The following is a 2,462-nucleotide window of genomic DNA, read 5'->3' as shown; positions in this document are numbered from 1 at the left end:
CATGATGATATCAACGCGGGGGAAGAACTGTTTCTGAGCCTTGAATTCTTCGCTCAGTTTTTCTTCTGCAGTGATTTCATGTTCCCGGACGATGTATTCGTTGATGTTGTTCTGATTTACGCTGAATGTTGAATCAGACTCCAGTACTTTTTTTGCTGCGGTGTTCCAGCTGGTCCACTCACCGGGGGTGAGCAAAGAAGGTACCAGCTCGGCTTTAATCCGCTTAAGGTCGCAGCTGTTGTTGAAGCTTTTGATGATTGTTTTCAGCGTCCAGGCTTTGTCAGTCTTGATTTTCTTAATCATGCCTTCTTTGTTGCTGAATCCGCCGCTTTTTGATTTTGTGGTGGCTTTTATTACCCAGATATGCTCCCGTGACAGGGGCTGCAGGGCATCAATTGCCATTTTCAGGCTCATTTCCTTCGGCTCTTTTACTCCGCCGAATTTGATTGTCAGGATGTCATTCTGAACTTTTTGAATGATGCCTACGTGCCAGGTCCGGTGGAATACGAAGCGCCGCACATCAAATGCGATATGCTTTTCAAAGTCATTGATGGCTTCCCAGACATTGCGGAAGCTCTGATTGAGGTTTGAATTCCGGATATACTCATCAATCTGGCTGTGGTCGGCATATTTTGCGCGGAAGCAGTCGCTGATTTCTCTTCTGGCCCAGTTGTCTTTCGGGTCTAATGTTAATATGCGTTTCAGCAGGTCAATTGCAACATCCCAGTTGTTTTCGCTCTTGTAGAATACGTACAGTTCCTGCATCAGCACAATGCTCTTTTCTGGGCTGATGGTTTTGGAAACCTTGCGCTGTACCAGCATGAAGAAGTCGAATTCATGGGGAACCATGGCAACGAGTTTTGTCCAGACTGCGCTTAAAGCGGTGCTGTTCTTTGCATTTACATAGCGGAGCAGGGCTTTTTTGTAGTAATCGACGGCTTTGTCGGTATTTCCTGTTGATTCGAAGTGCTCTGCAAGCAGTTTTGCAATGTCAGCTTCTTCAAAATCAAGCTTTACGATTTTTTCGTAAATATCCCAGACCTTGTCGCCATTATCTTTGTCTTCGCTGTAACAGCGGGCCAGGGTGCGCAGGGCAAATTTGTTGGTGGCGTCTTCTGCAAGTATTGTCTCACACAGATAAATAACAACGGGAACTTTATGGTTTTTCTCGAAGATGTCCACAAGAGAGTTGAGTGCCTGATTGTCGAATGAGCCTTTTTTCAAGCTGAGCATGCCGGAGATATACAAGGCAATAATGCTGTCGCGCTGTTTGTCGCAGATTGCCTTTACTTCATCGATGCAGCCTTCATTTTTGGCTTCATCAACGATACCAGCAAGTTCAATCAGATTGTTTTTTGTGTAATTACTGATTGAAGCACGAGTCCAGGTCTCTTCTTTGAGCATGTCCTGCACTTTCTTTACAAGATCTTCAGACATAAAAATCTCCTATTGTCTTTTCTTGATGAACAGTTATTTTACGCACAGGTCGTAAATATTCCTGTCAAGAAGCTTTATCCGTAATAAAATCTCGTTGATTTTTTCACTTCCGTTTTCAATTCGCACGTAGTAATCAATCAACCAGAAATACATATTTATAAGCCGAGGAACGATTAGTGTTGCGTTACATGCAGGGTCCCGCAACTCGTTTTCTCTTGCGTATATGCGCTGCCGCAAAATGCCGAATTCAGCTCCGTGCAATTCTCTTTTGACATTGAATATGCCGTAAAGAACTCCGTACACGGGAATCCACTCCTTTAGCTCTGCTTCGGTGTACCCTTTCTTCTGGACCAACCGTATGAGGCAGCAGATAAGCTCAGAATCGAGCAGCGTAATATCCACATTCTGGGCATCCAGAAAGAATGCCTCCCGGAAAAGAACTTTTGCCCGCTTTTCATCGCCACAGAGGGCGTAACAGTCTGCCATTTCAGCAAGAGTTGCGGCGGAGCGCTCGGCAAAAATGCTTTTGTCCTTTAATGTTTCAAGTGCTGTCTCGTAGTGACCGAGCTTTTTGTAGCATAACGCTATCTTGCACTTTAACTCTGCCTGTTGTTGGGGGAATTTGTCATCCATCAGGGCTGTAAAACTGTTGAGCGCCAATGAAAAAATTCCTTTTTGCAGGGCAAAGAGTGTTCGTTCTACGGGTTTTTGACGTTTTAGGTTGGGGATAAAATTACGCCATTGCGCAATCAGGCTTTCGCCCCGCTCTGCAACTTCAAGTTTTGGAAGGATCCGTATGTAAGCGGCCCAAAATGAGCAGCACCATACGGCGAAGTTGACTTCTGAATCTTCCAGTTCGTATGGCAGCAGTTCTGTTAAAATCTTTCTTGCCTGGAGAATATCTCCCTGTTCGAGAAAGTTGTAGGCTTTGCTCAGTCCTTCTTCTGAACCCATAGTGCTTAACAGTGATTATATCATTTTGAAATCTTTAGTCAATAAATGATGGCAAAATTGGAACAAAGTTT

Annotated in this window: 1 protein-coding gene and 1 pseudogene; both read right to left on the bottom strand. The window is 44.4% G+C overall.

The window, feature by feature from the left end:
• Nucleotides 1-1,437 (bottom strand): annotated as a pseudogene (locus tag ACKI5B_RS11035) (transcription elongation factor GreA); the annotation flags it as partial.
• A gap of 33 nt (nucleotides 1,438-1,470) precedes the next feature.
• Nucleotides 1,471-2,391: a hypothetical protein gene (locus tag ACKI5B_RS11030; RefSeq protein ID WP_407428711.1), complete on the bottom strand. Its 921-nt coding sequence runs from the start codon at nucleotides 2,389-2,391 to the stop codon at nucleotides 1,471-1,473.
• Nucleotides 2,392-2,462 lie beyond the last annotated feature (71 nt).

The organism is Treponema sp. (genome assembly GCF_045657965.1).
Taxonomy (GTDB): Bacteria; Spirochaetota; Spirochaetia; order Treponematales; family Treponemataceae; genus Treponema_D.
The sequence above is the reverse complement of the archived record's forward strand: the minus strand, read 5'-3'. Positions and strand labels throughout refer to the sequence as shown.

Excerpts from the sequence above, each read along its gene's own strand:
- ACKI5B_RS11030 (WP_407428711.1), bottom strand. The coding sequence starts at position 2,391 with ATGGGTTCAGAAGAAGGACTGAGCAAAGCCTACAACTTTCTCGAACAG.